Raw genomic sequence first — 23,029 nt, forward strand, 5'->3', positions numbered from 1 at the left:
AAAACGGGGAGGAACGGCGCAATCTTTTTCCGTAACCTGATTTTTCGCATGAGTTATGGATAACTCACTATTCCTTAGAGCCTTGTTTCGCTATTCGTACCCGTTTGTCGCATTTTCGGGCATGGTTACGAACAAGTAACGTAGCGGCGTCAGGATTTGGCTTCGGCAGGGATTGTAATGGCTTCACGGATTATCGCCACTTCAACCAAAACCCTTGTAACTCAATTCTATCACTATATCTTTCCGCATTTCACTTTTTTGTAGTAACTTTGCAGTGTAAACATTAAATCATCAACAAATCTTTACCATGAAACGTAGAATTTTAACATGCGCGTTAGCATTTACAGGCTTAACAGCTTTTGCTCAGCAAAATGAATGGTTGGATCCTAATGTCAACCAAATCAATCGTGCTCCTATGCATACCAGTTACTTTGCTTATGAAGGGTATGAAGAAGCATTGAAAGGAGATAAAGTAAACTCTGAAAATTATCTCACTTTGAACGGAAACTGGAAATTCAACTGGGTTGAACATGCAGACCAGAGACCTACAGACTTTTTCAAAACCGACTTCAACGACAAAGGTTGGGGCGATATGAAAGTTCCAGGTATCTGGGAACTTAACGGATATGGCGATCCTATTTATGTAAACGTAGGTTACGCTTGGAGAAGCCAATTCAAGAACAATCCTCCACAAGTACCGACAGTGAACAACCATGTTGGTTCTTACAGACGTGAGATTACTATTCCAGCAGACTGGAAAGGGAAAGAAATTATTGCTCATTTCGGTTCTGTTACTTCCAATATGTATTTATGGGTGAACGGTAAATTTGTTGGATATAGCGAAGACAGCAAACTTGAAGCTGAGTTCAATCTGACTAAATATCTTAAACCTGGCAAAAACCTGATTGCTTTCCAAGTGTTCCGCTGGTGTGATGGAACATATCTGGAAGACCAGGATTTCCTTCGACTTTCCGGTGTAGGTAGAGATTGTTATTTATATACAAGAAATACGACACACATTCAAGATATCAGAGTTACTCCAGACTTGGATGCGCAATATAAAGACGGTACACTTGCTATTGACCTTCAGATGAAAGGTTCTGGAACTGTAAACCTAAAGCTTCTTGACAAATCAGGAAAAGAAGTTGCTACAACTGAAGTTAAAGGTTCTGGAAAACAAAAAGCTACTATAAGTGTAAGTAATCCTCAAAAGTGGAGTGCAGAATCTCCATATTTATATAAATTGGTTGCAACACTTACAAATGGTGACAAGACTTTGGAATCTATCCCGGTCAATGTTGGTTTCCGAAAGATAGAACTTAAGAACGGACAGATTCTTGTTAATGGCCAAGCTGTATTGTTCAAAGGAGCCAACAGACATGAAATGGACCCTGACAAAGGATACGTCATTTCCAAGGAACGTATGATTCAAGATATCAAACGAATGAAAGAGTTTAATATCAATGCTGTACGTACTTGTCACTATCCAGACAATAACCTTTGGTATGACCTTTGCGACAAATATGGTATTTATGTTGTTGCTGAAGCTAATATCGAATCTCACGGTATGGGATATGACGAAGAGACTTTGGCTAAAAATCCGGCATATGCAAAAGCTCACATGGAAAGAAACCAGCGTAATGTTCAGAGAGGTTTCAACCATCCATCAATTATTTTCTGGTCTTTGGGTAATGAAGCCGGATTCGGTCCAAACTTTGAAGAATGCTACAAATGGATTAAGAATGAAGATAAATCACGTGCTGTTCAATATGAGCAGGCTCGTATGAACGAATTCACGGATATCTTCTGTCCTATGTATTATGACTACAAACGTAGTGAAGAATATTGCCAGACACACAAGGACAAGCCTCTTATCCAATGTGAATACGCTCACGCAATGGGTAACTCACAAGGTGGATTCAAAGAATATTGGGATTTAATCCGCAAGTATCCTAATTATCAAGGAGGTTTTATTTGGGATTTCGTTGATCAGTCATTGAGATGGAAAGATAAGAATGGTGTCGAAATATATGCATATGGTGGAGATTTCAACCGTTATGATGCATCTGACAACAACTTCATGGACAATGGTCTGATTAATCCGGACAGAAATCCGAATCCACACATGTATGAAGTGGGACACTATTATCAGTCTATTTGGGTTAAACCTGTTGACTTGCAAAAAGGTGTAATCAGCATATATAACGAAAACTTCTTTACTGATTTGAGCAATTACTATGCTGAATGGAGTTTGCTTGCTAACGGTGAAGAAGTACAGAAAGGCATCATTAATGATTTGAATGTTAAACCACAACAAACTGTTGAGCAGAAACTTGGTTATTCTCTTGACGAAAATTGCGAATGCGCTTGCAAGTGCAAGAATGCTGAAATATTGTTGAATGTTTCATTCAAACTTAAGAAAGCTGCCAACCTTTTACCAGCAGGTTATACAGTTGCTAAAAATCAATTGGCAGTTCGCCCATACAAGGCTCCGGAATTGAAATTGGCTAATGAAGGAACAACAAACTATCAGAATCCAGCTCCGACAATCAAAGACAATGACCATTTCTATCTAATAGTTGAAGGAGAGAATTTTGAAATTGATTTTGACAGAAAGAATGGATTCATGAGTTTATATAATGTAAACGGTCAGTCAATAATGGAAGATGAAACTCATCTTACTCCTAACTTCTGGAGAGCTCCGACAGACAATGACATGGGTGCAGGTTTGCAAAAGAAATACATTGTATGGAAGAATCCAGAAATGAAGCTTAATGATTTGAAGGCTACAACTGAAAACGGTATGGTTAAAGTTAATGCTACTTATGACATGCCATCTGTTTCAGGTAAATTGGAATTGACATACATTATAAATAATGAAGGTGCTGTTCAGGTAACACAAGCTCTCAAAGCTGACAAGTCTGCAAATGTTTCAGATATGTTCAGATTTGGTATGCAAATGAAACTGAATAAATCATTGGCTCATATCCAGTATTACGGACGTGGTCCTATTGAAAACTATTCAGACAGAAACAATGCAACTGATTTAGGCAAATACAAACAAACCGTTGACGAGCAGTTCTATTCTTACATTCGTCCACAGGAAAATGGAAGTAAGACAGACATCCGTTGGTGGAACCAGACTAATGCCGGAGGAAACGGTATTCAGCTTGTAGCAGATGCTCCGTTCACAGCTTCAGCATTGCAGTATTCTATTGAATCATTGGATGAAGGTTTGGAAAAAGACCAAAGACATTCACCTCAGGTTCCAAAAGTAAATTATATCAATTTGACAATTGACAAAGTTCAGATGGGACTGGGATGTGTTAACAGTTGGGGACAGTTACCTTTACCAGAATACAGAATTCCATATGGTGATTATACATTTAGTTTCATAATAAAACCTATTCAGAACAAACTGTAATTAGTTAAAAAAGTTAAATTATAACTACTTTTAGAAAATCGGGGATAAAATCTTTTTTCCTTTATTTGGAAATTAGTATTTTTATTCCCGATTTTTGCTAACATGAAATACCATAAAAATTACATTTGTGCATGACTACAAATAACAACTTTGAAAACATAAAGAAAAAAAACAACTTTTTTTCTTCTAAAAAATTCATACTCGGCATAGGTATTGTGCTTGGTGCTGGTGTAATGATAGGAGCATATAAGACATCTGTATATTTCTCAAGTGATGAATCTTGTATGATGTGCCACGTACACCCGCATGTATATGACAGCTGGAAATTATCAAAGCATGTCAATAATGGTAGTGGAGTATTGACGCATTGCGTTGACTGCCATCTTCCGCCTCAGAGCCAGACTTGGAATCATTATTCTGCGAAATTAAAACTTGGTCTTACTGATGCTTGGTCTTATCTGACAAAGGACAGTGCAGACTTTAACTGGGAACAAAAATCTGAGCTGGAACATGCCATAAAATATATTCCTAACGAATCTTGTAAAGAATGTCATCAGAATCTGTTCCCAGAAGGAATAACAAATGATGGAATCACAGCCCATCTATATTATGATGAGAATGAAAAGAAATTAGATTTGCAATGTATAAGCTGTCACCTTGACGCCGGACATTACAATCCTAATTATAATCATTCAAAAATGAGTGGTATTCCGGGATTGGAAGCTGCTGCTGCAGTTGACACAAGTAAATTCTTCAAAGAAGCAACAACTGTAACTTCATTCGAAGACTATACAGAACAAATTCCAGGAACAGCGGTTTCTTTCAATATGAAAGCTATTCCTGGCGGAACATTTAAAATGGGTAGCCCTGAAAGTGAAGATTTCCATAAGGATGATGAAAGCCCTGTTCGTACAGTTACTGTTGACCAGTTCTTCATGGCAGAGCTGGAAGTTACTTGGGATCAGTATTGGGCATTCTATGGAAATACAATGAGTGAAGGTAGAACTCCGCCTGAAACTGTTTATGCAAACAACAGTGATCCTAATGTTGATGCTATTTCAGGACCTACTCCTCCATTCGGATTCCCGGATCAAGGTTGGGGCGGCGGAAACAGACCAGCTATTACTATGACTCATTATGCTGCAGAAACATTCTGTCAATGGTTGTCTAAAAAGACTGGTAAGAAATATAGACTCCCAACAGAAGCTGAATGGGAATATGCAGCCAGAGGCGGCAGCGAAACTCCATACTTCTTCAGTGGTGATCCTTCTGATTTCTCAGACCAAGGTTTCTGGAGAAAATTCTTTGCAGCTAAAACTGACAGCATAAGTTCATATGTAATTTATGCTAAAAACAGCCAGAATAAGACACAGGATCCGGAAACTGTAAAAGCAAATCCATTCGGTCTGAAAAATATGCTGGGTAACGTATTGGAATATTGCGCTGATAAATACGACCCTGAAGCATATAAGAAGAGTGGCGACAATGTGACAAATCCATTGGTAACAGAAGGTACAGAATGGGTAGTCAGAGGAGGTAACTATACATCTGATGCAGCAGATGTAAGATGTGCATCTCGAGGATGTACTCAGCATGATTTGTGGCTTAAGACAGATCCTCAGCAGCCAAAAAGTATTTGGTGGTATTCAGACATCAAAGGAATTGGCTTCCGAGTAGTTTGTGAATACAATAACAAATAAACAATACAGAAAGCTTTAATATTTATATCATGAAAAAAGAAAACGGAATTAGTAGAAGATCATTTCTGAAAAGTTCAGTAATGGCAGGAGCTCTTGGAGCTATGGGTACAGGTACAGCAAGTGTATTAACATCTTGCGGTGGCGGATCTGCAGAAGGTAGTAGTGCTAACAAACCTTTGAAAGAACCAGGTAGTTATTATGCTCCAGAATTGCCTGATTTGGCAAGCGACGGACAGGAACTTAAGGCTGGTGTAATCGGTTGTGGTGGCCGTGGTTCAGGTGCTGCTTTCAACTTCCTTAATGCTGCAAATGGTGTAACAATTACAGCGCTTGCTGACACATTCCAGGAAAGAGTTGATGCTTTGGCTGACAAATTGAAGAAAGAAAAAAATATAGATATTCCTGCTGACAAACGTTTTGTTGGTTTGGAAGCTTACAAACAGTTAATTGACAGTGGTGTTGATGTTGTTATCATTGCAACTCCTCCTGTTTTCCGTCCTATACATTTCCAGTATGCAACTGAAAAAGGTAAACATTCATTCTTGGAAAAACCTATCTGTGTAGACCCAGCAGGTTATCGTACAATCATGGCTACAGCTAAACAGGCAGAAGCTAAAGGTTTGTCTGTTGTTACTGGTACTCAGCGTCACCACCAGCGTAGCTACATCGAATCATACAAGAAAATTATGGAAGGTATGATCGGTGAAATCACTGGCGGTATCGTTTATTGGAACCAGAGTATGTTGTGGTATCGCGAACGTCAGCAGGGCTGGAGCGACTGCGAATGGATGATTAAAGACTGGGTTAACTGGAAATGGTTGTCTGGTGACCATATCGTAGAACAGCACGTTCACAATATCGACGTATTTACATGGTTTAGTGGTTTGAAACCTGTGAAAGCTGTTGGTTTCGGTTCTCGTCAGCGTCGTCTTACTGGAGACCAGTATGATAACTTCAGCGTAGACTTCACTATGGAAAATGGTATTCATTTGCATAGTATGTGCCGTCAGATTGATGGTTGCGCAAACAACGTAAGCGAATTTATCCAGGGTACTAAAGGTTCATGGAACAGTGCTACAATGGAAATCAAAGATTTGGCTGGTAATGTTGTTTGGAAATATGATCATGATGCTGAGAAAGCTAAATACAAACAAGTTGACCCATATACATTGGAACATGTAAACTGGATTAACTGCATCCGTAGCAAGAAACCTATCCAGCAGGCAACTGAAACAGCTGTAGCAAATATGGCTGCTATCATGGGACGTGAATCTGCTTACACTGGTAGCGAAACAACTTGGGATGCAATGACAGCTTCTCCACTTGATTATACTCCAAAAGATTTGAATTTGGGTAAAATGGATATGAGCTCATTCACTGTTCCTGTTCCAGGTAAACCTATCGATAAAAAATAAGTAAATCTTATAACATAATAAAGAGTTTTTATCCCCATACATATATTTTGAGGATAAAAACTCTTTAAATTTAATAACTCTATCACTATGGAACTCAATAGAAGAAATTTCCTAAAAACAGCTATTTCAGGTGCTGCTCTAGCTACTGGCGGTTCTGTTTTTGCATCATGCAATAACAAACAAGCAGCGCAAAATAATAATACTCAAACAAAATTTGAAGGAATACCATATTCTTCTTCGGCTGCATTGAATCTATCATTGCAAGAAGGAGTTGCTCCGGGTGAAAGCTTGAATGAAAAGCTTGACTTCATGGAAAAGCTGGGAATTGTAGGTATAGAACCTGGTGGAGGAAATCTCGCTCAGCGTGTTGATGAATTCAAAAAAGCATTGAATGGAAGAAATATTAAACTGAGTGCTATCTGCGCTGGATTCAAAGGATTTATTATTTCAACAGATCCAAAAATCAGAAAACAGTGCATGGATACAATGAAAGAAATCATTGCTGCTGCTGGTGAGCTGGGTTCTGTGGGAGTAATTATCGTTCCTGCATTCAATGGACAGAAACCTGTAATGCCACACGATCAGTCTACACGAGACTTCTTGTGCGAACAATTCAATGAAATGGGTAATTACGCAGCAGAACATGGTACATCTGTAATATTTGAACCACTTAACAGAAAAGAATGTTTCTATCTTCGTCAAGTAGCAGATGCAGCTTCATTGTGTAGAGATATCAACAATCCTGGTGTTAGATGTATGGGTGACTTCTGGCACATGACTTGGGAAGAAACATCAGATATGGGTGCATTCATCTCTGCAGGTAAATATTTGCAGCATGTGCATGTTGCCAGCAGAAAGAGAAGAAGTATGCCTGGTGAAGATGGCGACGCTGATAACTACATTGACGGTTTCAAAGGTTTAAAAGCTATCGGATATAATAAATATGTAAGCTTTGAATGTGGCTGTCAGGGTTCAGATCGTGCTGCAGCAATTACAACTGCAGTTGATTTGTTACGCAAACAATGGGAAGAAGCATAATATACAATATATGGCACTAATATACCCAAATATACAAATGAGTGAGGTGGTTGAAGAACACCCCTCACTTATTCCAGTATTAAACAGACTGGGAATTCGTCTTGGATTAGGCGATAAATCAGTCTATGAAATTTGTAATGATTATAATATTGATACGGATTTCTTTCTTGCCGTAATCAACACTTTCCTAAATGAAGAGTATTTCCCGGAAAGCAAACTCAGAAGTTTTCATACATCTCAGATTATTGACTATCTGAACAAGACAAATCATTATTACATAAAATACCAAATTCCAAATATTGAACGTCATTTGGATTCTTTTATCCATATGAGTAAACCAGATAATCCAACAATATCTATTATCGGACGTTTCTTTTCTTCATTCAAAGAAGAACTTATTGCCAGAATACAGGATGATGAAGAAAGATGGTTTCCATATTGCATTGAATTATCAGGCAAAATCAGACAAAGCGGACATATTGATTCTGAAAAAGGATTTTATCTTCAGTCTGAAGAAGCTAATGACGATTCAATTGAAGCTTTGCTTGCTGATTTAAAAAGCATTATGATAAAGCATATATCAGGAGATTATGATGAGAACTTATGTTATGCTGTAATATTTGCAATCAACAGTCTGGAAAAAGACATAAAACAGCACAATAGAATCAGATATCGTATTCTTTCTCCAATGGTATCTGCAATGGAGAATTTATGTAAATAATTTGTTTTATATGACTAAAAACAAACAAATAGCAATCATCATACCTGATTGTTTCCAAAGAATAGGACTACAGAGTATATTAAACGATTTTTTTCCTCTCTTTTTTATTGAGCAATTCGAATCTTTTCATAAATTCTCCAAGACCACAGACTCTTTTGATTTTTATTTCACCAACAGCGAAATATTTTCATCAAACATTGACTATTTTCTGTTGAAAAGGAATAAAACATTTGTTATCTGTTCCAATAATGAACATACATCAAATTGTAATATTATACCTACAAATTCCAATATAGAATCTATTATTGATATTTTACAGCCAATATTAACATCAAGTTTTAATAATAACTCAGATTCTGAAAATAGTAAATTCCTATCAAATAGAGAAACAGATGTTTTACAGCAAATAGTAAAAGGATATACAAATAAAGAAATTGCAGATAACTTAAATATAAGTCTGAATACGGTTCTTTCTCACCGAAAAAACATAACCAGTAAATTAGGAATAAAAACCGTATCCGGACTTACATTCTATTCTATAATAAACGGGATTGTATCAAGTGATGATATAGAATTATAAAACAAAAAAGAGAATACTGCAGGAAAAATATTACTCTTTAATAAATATATCATGCATTATTTTTTCTGATACACCTAAATTTGATTCAACGAATTTTAAAGAAGCTTTACCTGAAGACAACAAAAATTCTTCATCTGATATAAATCTATTCATTAACTTTTCGAATTCTGAAGATTCAGATATAGAGAAACCGCCTCCAACAGCTATCAAATCTTTAGCTTCCTTGAACTTACCATACTTTTTCCCAAATACAACAGGAATTCCATATACAGCAGCTTCCAGCGTATTATGAATACCGGCACCAAAACCTCCGCCAATGTATGCGATTTCTCCATATCGGTATATTGATGACAGTAAACCGAAACAATCAATTATCACACAATCATATTCCGACAAGTTTTTACCTTTCGCTTCCGACAAGCGGATATAAGGTCTTTTCAGAAGAGATTCTATCATTTCAAGATGGGAAGCATGTATCTCATGAGGTGCAATAATCAGTTTGATATCAGGACAGTCATTAAAATATGGAATAAATATATTTTCATCTTGTGGCCATGAACTGCCTGCTATCAATGTTTTTATTTTATTGCCCTTGTTATCGTAAACAAAACTGTCAATCTCCGGGATATTTTTGGCAGATTGGCATATATCCCAAACCCTGTCATATCTTGTATCTCCAGTTACTGTCACATTTGTTACAGATACACTTTCCAACAATTTTACAGATTCTTTATCCTGAACATATAAATGATTGAAACAGCGTAAAACATTTCTGTAAAACATTCCATACCATTTAAAGAAAATCTGCTCAGGACGGAATATGGCAGAAATAATATATGTCGGAATATTTCTTTGTTTTAATGTATTCAAATAATTTGCCCAAAATTCATATTTGATGAATATAGCCATTGACGGTTGTGCTAAATCCATAAATTTCCTGACATTATTCGGAGTGTCAAAAGGCAAATAACAAATTACATCAGCCAAGTTATAGTTCTTTCTTACTTCATATCCGGAAGGAGAAAAAAATGTAAGCAATATTTTATACTCCGGCTTTTGTGCCTTTATCTTCTCGATTATCGGACGTCCTTGTTCAAATTCTCCTAAAGAAGCAGCATGAAACCATATATATTTTTCTCCGGGATTAATCTTCCTACTTAATATATCAAAGGTCTGAGATTGACCTTCACACATCAAAGCAGCTTTCTTATTAAACAAGGATGCAAAACGTACTAACAAAGAATAAACATATATAAAGAAAGAATACATACAACTTGTATTATTTGTTTCTAAAAAAAGAGAGACAAGAGACGATAAGGCAAACAAAAAACCTCAACGTCTCCATGTCTCTACGTTTATTTTATTTATAATTGCCAACTCATGTACATACCAATTGCACACTTGTCAACATATATATAATTATCCAAGTACCTGGATAGCTCTCTGGATTCTCTTGATTGACTCTTCCTTACCAAGAGCTTCTGTGATATCAAAGATATGAGGACCTTTACCTTCACCAACCAAAGCCAGACGAGTAGCATTCATGATGTTTCCAAGATGATAGCCTTTGCTTTCAATCCATGCTTTCACTTCATTCTCTGTGCTTTCAATATCAAATGGTTCGTGAGCACGCAAAACTTCTATCAACTCTGTCAATTGAGCAGCACTGTCTTCTTTCCAACGTTTTTTGCGTGTCTTCTCATCATATTCTGTAGGAGCAACAAAGAAGAATGCACATACATCCCAAAGGTCTTTGATGAAGCTTACTCTGTCTTTCATCATACCAACAACTTTAACAACATATGCTTTGTCTGCTTCTATTCCATGCTCTTTCAGAATTGGCATGAACAAATCTGCGATTTCTTCATTGCTCTTCTTCTGAATATACTGGTGGTTGAACCATTTACCCTTTTCATAGTCAAACTTAGCGCCGCTCTTGCTGCAATGTGTAAGATTGAAAGATTTGATAAGCTCATCCATACTCATTACTTCCTGGTCATTTCCAGGATTCCAGCCAAGCAATGCAAGGAAGTTTACAACTGCCTCAGGTAAATAACCGCTCTCACGGTATCCTGATGAAACATCGCCAGTCTTAGGGTCATGCCATTCCAATGGGAACACAGGGAATCCCAAACGGTCACCATCACGTTTACTTAACTTACCATTTCCTTCCGGTTTAAGCAGCAAAGACAAATGTGCAAATTTCGGCATTGTTTCAGCCCATCCGAAATAACGGTAAAGCAAAACATGAAGAGGAGCACTTGGCAACCATTCTTCACCACGGATAACATGTGTCACTTCCATCAAATGGTCGTCAACAATGTTTGCCAAATGATATGTAGGTAGCTGGTCTGCTGATTTATAAAGAACCTTGTCATCCAATATTGATGAGTTGATAACAACCTCACCACGTATCATGTCATTAACAACAACATTTTCATTCGGTTCAATCTTTACACGAACAACATACTGATGACCAGACTCAATCAAAGCTTTAGTTTCTGACTCAGATAAAGTCAATGAGTTACGCATCTGCAAACGTGTAGATGCATCATATTGGAAATTTGCTATTTCTTTTCTTTTCTCTTCCAACTCTGCTGGTGTATCAAATGCAATATAAGCATGACCATCAGCCAAAAGCTGGTCAACATATTTCTTGTAAATCTCACGGCGTTCACTCTGACGATAAGGACCGTAATTTCCTCCGAAACCTACACCTTCGTCAAATTTAATACCCAACCAAGTCAACGCTTCAATGATATAATCTTCTGCACCAGGAACAAATCGCTGAGAGTCTGTATCTTCAATACGAAGAATCAAATCACCGCCATTTTGTTTGGCAAATAAATAATTGTATAAGGCTGTACGAACACCTCCGATATGCAAAGCACCTGTAGGGCTCGGAGCAAAACGAACTCTAACCTTTCTTTCTGTCATAATTATTATTATTTATTATTTTTTTAACGCGACAAAATTACTTCTTTTTTCCTTATCAACTGTGATAAATCCTTTCTTTTTGAAACTCAACATGAAATTTATACAAATGTTTTATTATAAACAGTGTTTAATACATCTGTTTTCTTTGTTAAAAAAACAAAGTAATATAATTAACTATCCATTTTTTTAATAATATTGCAACTTTCACTTATAAATCCTAAACTAATTAGGATGGTTTTTAAATTAATCAACTAAAAATTATCAATTATGAGGAAACTTTTTTCATTTTTCCTATTGCTATTATGCAGTTCGCCAACATGGGCTAAACAATTAACACAAGAACAGGCTTTAGATGTTGCTCAAAACTTTTTCGATAAAGAAGGAGGGCTGAAATCAAGTACTGACATTAAATTAGTAGCTGTTTCTAGCGAACTGACGGAGAACAATTCTCTTCGTAGTTCAGATGAAGCCTTTTACGTTTTCAACAACAATAACAACTCTTTCGTAATAGTTTCAGCTGACGACAGAATGAAGCCAATTCTTGGTTATTCACTCAATTCTCCTTTTCATACAGAAAATATTCCTTCAAATATCCAAAATTTTCTTTCTGCTTATTATCTGTATTACAATAATCTTGATAACTCAACAAATATTTTAAGTTCAACAAAATCTTCATCTTCTAGTTCATTTGCAACTGAAGTATCACCTTTGTTGGGCGAGATAAACTGGGACCAGTCAAGTCCATACAACAATATGTGTCCGGTAATAGACGGAAAAACTTCCGTAACAGGATGTGTAGCAACAGCTATGGCAATGATTTTAAAATACCATGAATACCCAACAAAAGGTACTGGCTCTCATTCATACACAACAGAATCAGGAACAAAATACAGTTTAGATTTCCAATCAATAACTTTCGACTGGAAGAATATGCTTCCACAATACAGTAAAGTAGAATACAACGAAACTCAAGCAAAAGCTGTAGCGGAACTTATGTATGCTTGCGGTGTTGGCGTAGAGATGGATTATTCGCCTTTGGAGTCAGGAGCTTATTCAAGTAATGTTCCAAAAGCTTTGATTAATTTTTTCGGCTACAACAAAAACCTTGGATATGTTTCAAGAAATTACTTCAATACATCTGAATGGATGGAAATGTTGAAAACAGAACTTAACAGTAAAAGACCTGTTTTTTACAGCGGTTCATCTTCAGAAGTAGGCCATGCTTTTGTTATTGATGGATATGACAAAGATGACATGGTACATGTAAACTGGGGATGGGATGGTTATAATAATGGATATTTTGATATATCTTCATTAGATCCTACATCAACAGGTATAGGTGGTGGTAGCGGAAACGGAGGAGGTTTCACTAACTATCAAAGTATGGTTATCGGTATTCAGCCGGAAACTGTAAGTGATTTCTATTTCTCTTTCTTCGCTCTTGAGGAAATGGAAATAGATAAGAAGTCTGTTGCAAAAAATGAATCATTCAATATCACTCTTAGCAATCTCTTCAACCTTACTTCTGTTTTCAACAAAGGTTTCATTTCTGTTATCTTGGAAAATCAAGCAAGAGAAAAACATGTACTATATGAAGAATCTATTGATGAAGCAATAGAAACCAACTATGGCTTTAGCAAAATAGATTTCACTGACATTAAAATACCTTCTGAAGCAGAAGATGGTAACTATAAACTATATATAGCGACAAAAGATGTCCGAGAAAAAGACTACAGCAAGGTAAGAGGAAATGTCGGTAGCGTCATTGAATATAATGTTTCAGTAAAAAATGATGTTTGTACGCTAACTCCATTCTCAGGTAATCTTGACTTAAAAAATATACATGGAGAATTAGAAGCAACAACAAGCCTTTACTCTGGCATGACCGGTAAATTCAAATTGAGTCTTTCCAACAGCGACAATGATTCTGAATATTACGGTATGGGAGGAATATTATTGCTTAGCAACGATGCAACACCTCAACTATTATCTGTACTTACACAGACTCAATTCTTGATTCCTGCTAACACAGAAAATCAGGAAATAAATCTTAACGCAAAAATGGAAATGGATTTCCGTAAATCCGACAGTAAGGTAGATATTCCTACTGGAAACTATTATATTGCTCCATTTGTTTCATACAGAAATACACTTTGCCTGATTGGCGAACTTATCCCTGTAGTTATAAAAGAAGGTAAAATTTGTGACAATATAAAACTCTCTAATTTATCTCTCGAAAAGTCAATTGTAGGAGTAAATGAAGATTTGACAATTAATGCTGACATAACTCTTGATGGAGAAGGAAACATTTTCAACGAAAATATTTATGCAGCAGTTTTCTCAGAATCTGAAAGTTCTTCACAAAACATACATCAAACTGAAGTATTTATTGAAAAAGAGAATCAGCCATATAAATTCACTATGACTTTAAATCCTATGGTTGAAACTGGAAAATATTTTGTTGCTCTCTTCAGAATAATTGATAATAAATACACCCAGATTTCTAACGGACTTCCATTCACTGTTTCAGAAAATCCTACAGGCTTGGAAACTATCGCAACCAATACAGACGGAATCAAGATAGTCAGTGTTAACAGTAATTCTGTAAATATAATTCTTCCGGAACAGACTGAATCAATTGATATATACAATATATCAGGAAACAGAATTTACAATAAAAATCTGACTTCAGAGAATATGTCTGCCAACCAGACTTTGGAAACCGGTTATATAAATGACGGTATTTATATCATTAGTGTCAGAACAAAAGATGGAAAAACAGTGACTACTAAATTTATCAAGAGATAACATCTTGGTAACCCCATAAAAAAGAAACGAGTTGACAAGGAAATTGAATAAATATCAAGCCTTGTCAACTCGTCTATTTTTTAACTTTTCATTCTGTTTTAACTTTCCAACGAATTCCAGCCCTGTGCTCTCAACTCAACTTCTCCACCGTCACGTCCAACCAGATAATTACCAAGTTCAGGTTTTGTAACATGGCCGATAACTTTCACACCATTCATTTCTGATACCTTCTCATGGTCTGTCAATGGAACAGTAAACAGCAGTTCATAATCTTCACCACCATTAAGCGCGGCAGTAACGAGATTCATATTAAACTGCTCTGCCATCACTGCTGTCTGATAATCTATTGGAATTCTGTCTTCATAAATTCTGCATCCAACATTGCTTTCCTTAGATATGTGAAGAAGTTCCGAAGAAAGACCGTCCGACACGTCCATCATCGCGGTTGGCTGAACTCCAGCATTACGCAACATCTCTATTATATCCTTGCGAGCTTCAGGTTTCAACTGGCGTTCCAACAAATATTCTTTTCCTGAAAAATCAGGAGTGAAATCTTTTTCTCCGTTGAAAACTTTCTTTTCGCGTTCAAGTAATTGTAATCCCATATATGCTGCACCAAAATCACCAGACACACATATCAAATCCGTATCGCGTGCTCCATTACGGTAAACCACTTTACCCTTTTCACCTTCACCAATACAAGTAATACTGATGCTCAGTCCTGTCAACGACGCAGAAGTGTCACCGCCAACAAGATCCACACCATAAACATCACATGCAAGGCGGATTCCGCTGTAAAGTTCTTCCATATCCTCAATAGAGAATCTCTTGGAAATACCTATTGAAACTGTTATCTGTTTTGGCTGTCCGTTCATCGCATATATGTCTGAGAAATTCACTACAGCCGATTTATATCCAAGATGTTTCAAAGGAACATACATCAAATCGAAATGCACGCCTTCAAGCAGCAAGTCCGTAGTAACCAAAACTTGCTTGTCCTTATAGTCCAGAACAGCCGCATCATCGCCAACGCCTTTAAGCGTACTACTGTTCTTCAACTCAATATTTTCTGTCAAATGGCGAATCAAACCAAACTCGCCCAATGTTGCTATTTCTGTTCTTTTAGCCATATATTGTATGTTATTCAAAACGTTTTCTTAGTTGAGAAGTTGACAATGTTTCAGCAAACAAGAATATTATTCTTAACTACTTTATTTAAAATAATCTTGTCAAAATCCTCTGCTTCTCCACCGCAAAAATCAATCTTTATCGGAAGATAATAAAAAAGGCCTTTATACTCGTCCGATAAATAAGAGTTGGCAAGCAGACGCACTGCATCTTTCTCAGTAGTCACCACAATTTTCCTGTTATCCTTTCCTGCCTTCAAACGATTCTCAACGCTACGAATATCAGCTTCCGAAAAGTCATGATGATCCGGAAAAGAGAACACTTCTATATTTGAGGAAAATTCTTCCACCTTATTCTTCAAAGGAAAGGGATTAGCTATACCCGTCAAAAGAAGAACTTCCGGATTTCCGCATATAAAATTCACAGATGTGTCACAACTCTCTCCAAAAACCGGAAGTAATTCGCCATAATTTATATAAGTAAAAAACACACGCTGCTTTTTCGATGGAGATATTTGCCTTAGTATATTTTCGCGTTCCTCATCACTTATATCCGCCTTGCATTTCGTAACGATTATAATGTCTGCCCTCGAAGCTCCGCTTTTCCATTCCCGAAGTCGTCCGGCAGGCAACACATAGTCCGATGTGTATAATCTATTGCAATCAGTAAGTAACAAAGACAATGTTGGCTTTACGTATCTGTGCTGAAAAGCGTCGTCCAGAATTATAACTTCCGGTTTTTCCTCATCCGACAGTTGCATCAGTCTGGATATTCCATTCCGCCTGACCGCATCCACGGCAACTTTGATATCAGGGAATTTCCTCTTTATCTGATACGGCTCGTCACCCAATTCTCTTGCCATTGTCCTTTCGTCGGCAAGTACAAAGCCTTTGCTCTTTCGCTTATATCCTCTGCTCAGCACTGCCACTCGGTAATGTGCAGACAACAGCCGTGCCAAATATTCCGTATGCGGTGTTTTGCCTGTTCCTCCAACGCTCAGATTACCGACACATATCACCGGCACATCGAATTTCTCAGACGGCAATATACCACAGTCAAACATCTTGTTTCTTACAAATGTCACTGTTCCATATAAAACTGATATCGGAAATAACAATGCTGACAATAATCTCATCGGATACGCTCTTTTCTTTGCAAAGGTACAAATCTATTGGAGAATATCAAGGAGTAAGAAACAAGTTGACAAGGCTGCAGGAAACAAGTTTTTTTATCCTCAACTCCTTACTTTTCCCAAAATCTCCTCAACCACCTTCGGATAATACTCATACTCCAAAGCATGTACTCTCGCAGCCAAATCTTCAGGTGTGTCATTAGGAAGCACCGGACATGAAGCCTGAAAAATAATAGCGCCCTCGTCGTAGTGCTCATTTATATAATGTATAGTAATGCCCGATTCCTTTTCGCCAGATTTCACCACCGCCTCATGCACATGCATTCCATACATTCCTTTTCCTCCGAACTTCGGTAGCAACGAAGGATGTATATTGACAATACGACCGGAAAATGCTTTCTGAAGCGGCTCCGACACAAAACACATAAAACCTGCAAGCACAATGAAATCCACTTCATATTCTGCCAATATATCTACAATTGGTGTTCCTTCGGCAAATTCATCACGTGTAAATACAAGCGAAGGCACACCTAAGGCATTCACGCGTGCATGCACACCGGCTTTCTGATTGTTTGACAAAACAAGAACGACTTTTATCCTTTCGTCGTTGGCAAAATATCGTATGATGTTTTCTGCATTAGTTCCAGCACCAGAAGCAAAAATGGCTATTTTTTTCATACCTTCATAGATTTAATAACATTCTTATTTTTGATAATAAACATTATTGACGAATATAAAAATAATAACCCGTATATCAAACAAGGATATAATAAATTTAATTTCCCCTCAAAAAATAAATACAAGCCATAGTCCAAGATCCAAACAGAATCTCACATCAATAAAATATAAAAAAGAAATGAAAAACATATTGTTTTAAATAAATTTACTATCTTAACAGCATTAATTACGACAAAATAATCACAACACGATTCAATTTACTTACAACTTAAATATTATTATTATTATGAAACAATTGTACTTGAACCTCACCATCTGGGCTATCTCTTCGTGCACAATAGCACTGTCAGCCCAAACACCTGCTGACAACAACCACACGTTGCACATGTCAATGTACGGCAAAAATCAGTTTGAAAAACCGCTCAAAGCAATGATTAAGCCGCAGATGCCTGTTGTGCGCAACTCTGAAGCTCAGATGCATCTGCCTGCAGTAAGTGATGCCTCTTTGCGTGCCACTGCTGAAGCCATGAAACTGGATAGCATAATCAGTTATGACAACAACGATGCGTTAGTTTATAAAACAACTTATAGCTATAACGAAATAGGAAAAGTGTCGGAACAACTGACATATAGCCGGAGTTCTTCCGACTGGGAATTGAGCAGACGCAATGTTTTAGAATATGATGCAAAAGGAAACAACACAACGGAGTCTGAATTTTATCATGACGGTTCTGAATGGATTTTGAACTATAAAAGGATTTCTGAATACAACAACAATAATAATAAACTGAAAGAGTATAACATCTATTATATGGATGATGAAATCACCAATCAGTATTATTATGAATATAATACGTTCGGAAGCATTACCAAAATTGAGCAAAGCCGGTTGAGGAATGATGTCCTGACTGTTACCGACAAATCAAAGTATGAATATGATTCGGAAAACAGGCAAACTCATTCCGAAACTCAGACTCTCAACGAGAACGGAAAGTGGTATTACACAGATTTCAAAAATTATAAATACAATTCGCAAGGCTGGCAATTATTATATGAAACTTTTGCATGGAATGCCAGCCAAGAAAAGCTTTTTCTGATTGAGGGACAATACAACGAATATAACGACAAGGGAAAGATCGTTTATAATGAGATAAAATATTGGAATGGCAGCGAGTATGAAAGGAATATGAACAAACAGGCTTATGATGAAAACGGCAAAATAACTCGGTATGAGAGTTTGCAGGATAATCAAAGTGTGTACCGCCATACTATAGAGACGTTTGCATATACGGCAGACGATTTGTCGTCAACATCATATAAGAAGGATACTCTTATCTGGAAGGATGATGAAAGTAAAGATATTTCTTATACAAGCTCTGATTACAAATACAATGAGATAGGACAGGCTGTTTCATCAGAAACATTTAATGTTGATCCTGAAACGAATGGACGTGTAGCAAAAGTAGCTTCTTCGGAAACAGCTTACGACTCGAAGTATCGAACCGTTTCTTTAATACAAAATTATTATGACAACGGAATTCTTTCATCAGGATACAAATCCCAATATGATTATATTGACGATAACGACAATTATATTTACAGCTATTATTACCTGGATGATGAAGGCAAGGATTGGATATTGTCTTACAAAACAAAACATGAGTATGAGGATATGGAAAACGGAGGCTATTACTACCTGGATTCAAGCTGGAATGATGAAACCAAGGAATGGGAAGCTTCAAGCGGATATAAAACCATATATGAAGGAGACAACGACAATTACACCCAAATGGAATACAGCTGGAGCAAAGACGCCGGAGGCTGGGTTCAGACTTACGGATACAGATATGCGTATGAGAGAGATGGAGAAAATCTTACACAAATAGACGCATATTATGATACCGACAATAATCAATGGTATGTAAACTACTCATACAAAAAAGAAGTTACAGAAGACAATCCTAAAGTTTGCAAGATTTATTTTCTTTCGGAAAATGATATTGAAAACTGGGAGTTCATGGGCAGCGAGCATTATTATTATTCAGAATCAACTGTTGCCAATGAAGCTATCCAAACTGTTGACGCCCGCATCTACACTCGTCTGGGAACTATCCATATTGATATGGAAGGCGTAGCCGATTTGTGGATTTATACGGCAAATGGGGCTTGCTGCTATCACTCAAAAGAAAGCGGTTCAACAGATGTTTCGAATCTGCAAGGAGGAATCTATTTCGTTGTTCTTCAAAGTGAATTTGGAGTTAAGAAAGCGAAAGTTTTAGTCAAATAAAGAGTTATTAATGTTGGCTAGAAGTTAGTGACAAGTTGACAAGGTGTTTTAATTTTAGAATTTTAAATTAAACCCTTGTCAACTTGTTTTTTGTAATCCATAACCTAAAGCTTGAACTATTTTTATCAAAACAATTTGTCGCAAGAAATAAAAAGCTATACTTTTGAGGAAAATTCTTAAATCAATTCATTATGATTACAGTTATTCAAAAAAGCACTGCAGCATCATTATTAGCACTGTCTGCTGCATCTTTCTCTCTTTTCTCGTGCTCAACAGTTGAGCAAAACACTCTTACTCAAGAAGAAATTGCTGACGGATGGCAACTGCTGTTCGATGGTAAGACTCTGAACGGATGGAGAGATTATAACGGCACAACACTAACAGAGCCTTGGCACGTAGTTGACGGCTGCATACAGGCTAAAGGAGACGGAAGCGATGCAAGTGGATATATTGTTACTGATAAAGAATATGACAACTTTGAATTGTCATGGGACTGGAAACTTAGCAAAGGTGGTAACAGCGGTATGCTATATCACGTTGTGGAACGTCCGCAATATAAAGTTCCTTACGTAACCGGTCCGGAATATCAGCTTATTGACGAGCCTAACTTTGCCGAACCGTTGGAAGAGTGGCAAAAACTTGGTGTTGACTATGCAATGTATTTGCCGGACAAATCAAAGATGAAAGTTAATCCTCAAGGCGAGTGGAACAACTCAAAAATCGTATTTGATAACGGACACGTTGAGCACTGGCTGAATGGTGAGAAAATCCTGGAATTTGAAGCATGGAGTGATGATTGGCATCAAAGAAAGAACAGCGGAAAATGGGCAAACGCTCCTGAATACGGTCTTGCTAAGAAAGGTGTAATCTGCCTTCAGGACCATGGTTATCCTGCCTCTTTCAGAAATATAAAGATAAAAGAACTTCCTAAAAAGGCAGGAAAAGAAATCAATCTGTTCAATGGTAAAGACCTTACAGGATGGGAAGCTTATGGAACAGAAAAATGGTATGTTGACAAAGACAACAACCTTGTTTGCGAAAGTGGTCCGGACAAGAAATACGGATATCTGGCAACTCGCGATTATTATGACGACTTTGACTTGACAGTAGAATTCAAGCAGGAAGCAGACGGTAACTCAGGTGTGTTTATCCGCTCATTCGTTGAAGAAGACGTAAAAGTTAACGGATGGCAGGTTGAAGTTGCTCCGAAGAATCATGACACTGGCGGAATCTATGAATCTTACGGACGCGGCTGGCTTGTTCAGATTCCTGACGAAAAAGAAAATATACTGAAAGAGGGACAGTGGAACACTATGCGCATCAAAGTCCAGGGCGATAATGTTCAGACTTGGCTCAATGGCGAAGAAATGGTAAACATCAACGATGAAAAAATAGGTAAAGGCAAAGGAAGAATTGCCTTGCAGATTCACGATGGTGGCGGCATTAAAGTTCTATGGAGAAATCTTAAGGTTAAAACACTTTAAGTTCTGAAAAAAGCTGCCGATGTTTTTGAAAAATGATATGACCCCCAAAAGTTGGACGGTTTAACATTATATTAGGAGGCGGACTTCGATTGGAATAGGGCTCGGTATTGTACCGGGCTCTTTCCATTCAGCCTCAGTTTGATCCTGTCATTGTTGTAGTAGCGTATATACTTAACCAGTTCCTTTGAGAACTGTTCAACGCTGTCCCACTCCTGCAAATATAGCAATTCATTCTTCAAAAGTCCGAAGAAGTTCTCCATCATGGCATTGTCCAGGCAGTTGCCCTTACGTGACATGCTTTGCACGATATTCCTGTCTTTCAATGCCTTCTGGTATCTCTGATGCTGATAGTGCCATCCTTGATCAGAGTGTAGTATGAGTCCTTCCGGTATATCAGTTTTCTTGAACGCTTTATCCAGCATCTTCATTGCCATTTCCAGGTCCGGACGATATGATATTGTGTAAGATATTATCTCCCCATTGAACATATCCAGGACAGGAGAAAGATATATCTTCCTGTCCTTTATCTTGACTTCAGTCACGTCAGTTGCCCATTTCTGGTTAGGTGCAGTTGCCGTGAAGTCTCTGTCAATGACATTGGGCGCAACCGTTCCGATCTCACCTTTATATGACTTGTACTTTGCCGTCTTTCGCTTGCCATATAGGTCCATCTCTACCATAAGTTTCTGTACGGTCTTGTGGTTAAGGTGCATACCGTCATTACGCAGCTGGGCAGTTATTCTTCGATAGCCATAACGTCCTCTGTGACGATCATATATCTTTCGGATTGCATTTCTTGCATCATTGTAGCCGTCAGGTTCTAACATCCTTTTCGTATGGTAGTAGAATGTGGATCTGGCCATCCCTGTCTTCTCCAGAAGAATCTCGAGATCATGCTCCTGCCTTAGTTCTTGGATGGCTTCCGCCCAATCTCTTTGAGACGGGCGTCTCTTGCTTCTACTAAGGCTTTCACTTTTTTTAGCAGAGCATTCTCAGCCCTCAGGCACTCATTCTCGTATCTGAGACGTTCCAACTCTGTCATTTCTTCCGGTTTCTTTTTCCTTGATCTTCCCATGGCATTCTTTGGTAGGCGGCCTCTTGGCCTGGTGATAGCTAAAGCATCATAACCTTGAGTCCTGGCGACTTTTAGCCATACCTTGATTTGACTGGCACTTGCATTATACTTCAACGAAGCATCCAGCAAAGTTATATTATTTTCTTCAACATCACGAACGACTTCAAGCTTGAAGGCATAATCCGCCCTTACATTTTGCTTTTTCAACAATCCCGTTGGACCTTCTGAACGGTATCGTGTCCATAAATATCCAAGAAGCTCCCCGCTAATCCCAAAGCGGCGCTTAATATAATTTCGGCTAAAGCCATTCTCTAGCATATGCATATATTTTAGCCGTTCTGCATAGCCATGTTTCCTGTACTTTTTAGACATAACAAAACCCCGAAAGTTTTTTGTCTAACTTTCGGGGTGCATGTCAAAACGTCGGCAACTTTCTGAAAAAACATCGGCAGCTTTTTTATTACACAAAATATATACGGAAGCAATCTAAAATATATACGGAAGAAAATCTTATTACTTACGGAAGAAATTTTCATTATATACGGAAGAAAATTCCCACACATTCGGACATATATTTCATTAATCTGAAACCTATAAAAAACAAGAACATATAAACTAAAAA

The 23,029-nt window shown here is 37.5% G+C and carries 15 protein-coding genes and 1 pseudogene; 9 read left to right on the plus strand and 7 right to left on the minus strand.

The window, feature by feature from the left end; all coding sequences use genetic code 11:
- Positions 1-307 precede the first annotated feature (307 nt).
- The 6 genes from lacZ (at position 308) to ACYIAR_RS06545 (ending at position 8,878) form a co-directional block, all read left to right on the plus strand.
- Positions 308-3,424 (plus strand): beta-galactosidase, LacZ type, encoded by a 3,117-nt coding sequence (gene lacZ, locus ACYIAR_RS06520; RefSeq protein ID WP_480332826.1) that lies wholly within the window; start codon positions 308-310, stop codon positions 3,422-3,424.
- Between the two features lie 131 nt (positions 3,425-3,555).
- The gene (locus ACYIAR_RS06525; protein ID WP_480332828.1) at positions 3,556-5,124 is read left to right on the plus strand and encodes an SUMF1/EgtB/PvdO family nonheme iron enzyme; all 1,569 of its coding nucleotides are present in this window, start codon (positions 3,556-3,558) and stop codon (positions 5,122-5,124) included.
- A gap of 29 nt (positions 5,125-5,153) precedes the next feature.
- Positions 5,154-6,539 carry a Gfo/Idh/MocA family oxidoreductase gene (locus ACYIAR_RS06530; protein WP_480332830.1) on the plus strand — a complete coding sequence of 462 codons (1,386 nt, stop codon included), beginning with the start codon at positions 5,154-5,156 and terminating at the stop codon, positions 6,537-6,539.
- 87 nt (positions 6,540-6,626) lie between these two features.
- Positions 6,627-7,577: a sugar phosphate isomerase/epimerase family protein gene (locus ACYIAR_RS06535; protein ID WP_480332831.1), complete on the plus strand. Its 951-nt coding sequence runs from the start codon at positions 6,627-6,629 to the stop codon at positions 7,575-7,577.
- Between the two features lie 10 nt (positions 7,578-7,587).
- Positions 7,588-8,298 carry a helix-turn-helix transcriptional regulator gene (locus ACYIAR_RS06540; protein ID WP_480332833.1) on the plus strand — a complete coding sequence of 237 codons (711 nt, stop codon included), beginning with the start codon at positions 7,588-7,590 and terminating at the stop codon, positions 8,296-8,298.
- Between the two features lie 10 nt (positions 8,299-8,308).
- A complete protein-coding gene (locus ACYIAR_RS06545; protein WP_480332835.1) occupies positions 8,309-8,878 on the plus strand; it encodes a response regulator transcription factor in 570 nt (189 codons plus the stop codon).
- Between the two features lie 30 nt (positions 8,879-8,908).
- Here ACYIAR_RS06545 and ACYIAR_RS06550 read toward each other — a convergent pair whose 3' ends face one another.
- Both ACYIAR_RS06550 and gltX read right to left on the minus strand, forming a co-directional pair.
- The gene (locus tag ACYIAR_RS06550; RefSeq protein ID WP_480332837.1) at positions 8,909-10,147 is read right to left on the minus strand and encodes a 3-deoxy-D-manno-octulosonic acid transferase; all 1,239 of its coding nucleotides are present in this window, start codon (positions 10,145-10,147) and stop codon (positions 8,909-8,911) included.
- Between the two features lie 150 nt (positions 10,148-10,297).
- Entirely contained in the window at positions 10,298-11,815 is a 1,518-nt protein-coding gene (gltX, locus tag ACYIAR_RS06555; protein WP_480332839.1) for a glutamate--tRNA ligase, read from the minus strand.
- Between the two features lie 267 nt (positions 11,816-12,082).
- On the opposite strand from gltX, the gene ACYIAR_RS06560 reads away from it, so the two are divergent.
- Positions 12,083-14,623: a thiol protease/hemagglutinin PrtT gene (locus ACYIAR_RS06560; protein ID WP_480332841.1), complete on the plus strand. Its 2,541-nt coding sequence runs from the start codon at positions 12,083-12,085 to the stop codon at positions 14,621-14,623.
- 98 nt (positions 14,624-14,721) lie between these two features.
- On the opposite strand, the gene thiL is transcribed toward ACYIAR_RS06560, so the two are convergent.
- The 3 genes from thiL to purN form a co-directional block, all read right to left on the minus strand.
- Complete coding sequence (gene thiL, locus ACYIAR_RS06565) at positions 14,722-15,753, minus strand: thiamine-phosphate kinase (protein ID WP_480332842.1); 1,032 nt, start codon at positions 15,751-15,753, stop codon at positions 14,722-14,724.
- A 50-nt stretch (positions 15,754-15,803) separates the two neighbouring features.
- Positions 15,804-16,886, minus strand: a complete 1,083-nt coding sequence (gene lpxK, locus ACYIAR_RS06570) for a tetraacyldisaccharide 4'-kinase (RefSeq protein WP_480332844.1) — start codon at positions 16,884-16,886, stop codon at positions 15,804-15,806.
- A 99-nt stretch (positions 16,887-16,985) separates the two neighbouring features.
- A complete protein-coding gene (gene purN, locus ACYIAR_RS06575; protein ID WP_480332846.1) occupies positions 16,986-17,561 on the minus strand; it encodes a phosphoribosylglycinamide formyltransferase in 576 nt (191 codons plus the stop codon).
- A gap of 286 nt (positions 17,562-17,847) precedes the next feature.
- Between purN and ACYIAR_RS06580 the strand changes: the two genes are divergently transcribed.
- Both ACYIAR_RS06580 and ACYIAR_RS06585 read left to right on the plus strand, forming a co-directional pair.
- A complete protein-coding gene (locus ACYIAR_RS06580; RefSeq protein ID WP_480332848.1) occupies positions 17,848-19,848 on the plus strand; it encodes a T9SS type A sorting domain-containing protein in 2,001 nt (666 codons plus the stop codon).
- Positions 19,849-20,039: 191 nt separating this feature from the next.
- Positions 20,040-21,332 (plus strand): 3-keto-disaccharide hydrolase, encoded by a 1,293-nt coding sequence (locus ACYIAR_RS06585; protein WP_480332850.1) that lies wholly within the window; start codon positions 20,040-20,042, stop codon positions 21,330-21,332.
- Between the two features lie 71 nt (positions 21,333-21,403).
- On the opposite strand, the pseudogene ACYIAR_RS06590 reads toward ACYIAR_RS06585, so the two are convergent.
- Together ACYIAR_RS06590 and ACYIAR_RS06595 are read right to left on the minus strand one after the other, a co-directional pair.
- Positions 21,404-22,252 (minus strand): annotated as a pseudogene (locus ACYIAR_RS06590) (IS3 family transposase); the annotation flags it as partial.
- A complete protein-coding gene (locus ACYIAR_RS06595) occupies positions 22,237-22,779 on the minus strand; it encodes a helix-turn-helix domain-containing protein (RefSeq protein ID WP_480330947.1) in 543 nt (180 codons plus the stop codon). The pseudogene ACYIAR_RS06590 and the gene ACYIAR_RS06595, both read right to left, overlap by 16 nt.
- Positions 22,780-23,029 lie beyond the last annotated feature (250 nt).

The organism is Parabacteroides sp. KHUB-01, assembly GCF_056640935.1.